Source organism: Arthrobacter sp. SIMBA_036 (assembly GCF_046535135.1).
Lineage (GTDB): Bacteria > Actinomycetota > Actinomycetes > Actinomycetales > Micrococcaceae > Arthrobacter.
The window spans coordinates 1-277 of sequence record NZ_JAWRXG010000133.1 but is presented as its reverse complement, the minus strand read 5'-3'; the positions used below and the strand labels follow the sequence as shown (position 1 = coordinate 277).

The 277-nt window shown below is 60.6% G+C and carries 1 protein-coding gene; it reads left to right on the top strand.

Going from position 1 to position 277, the window contains the following annotated elements:
• A partial coding sequence (locus SB659_RS19390; protein WP_410551577.1) for a DegT/DnrJ/EryC1/StrS family aminotransferase occupies positions 1–277 on the top strand: 277 nt, incomplete at both ends.

The window sequence follows — 277 nt, the reverse complement described above, 5'->3', positions numbered from 1 at the left end:
AGGCTTTGGCGCGACGCAAAGCGATCGACGCGCAGTACCGCAAACTGCTGGCGGACGTGCCCGGCATCCGTTGCCTGTCCGACGCCGGTGAAAAAGTGGCGAATTATGCGTACTTTCCCGTGCAGGTCAAAGACGGCTTCCCGATCAGCCGTGACGCGCTGTACGCACGCCTGCGGGAAAACGAGATCTACGCGCGCCGCTACTTCTATCCGCTGATCTCTGAGTTTCCGATGTATCGTGGACTGCCGTCGGCGCGCAAGGACAACCTGAAGTCTGC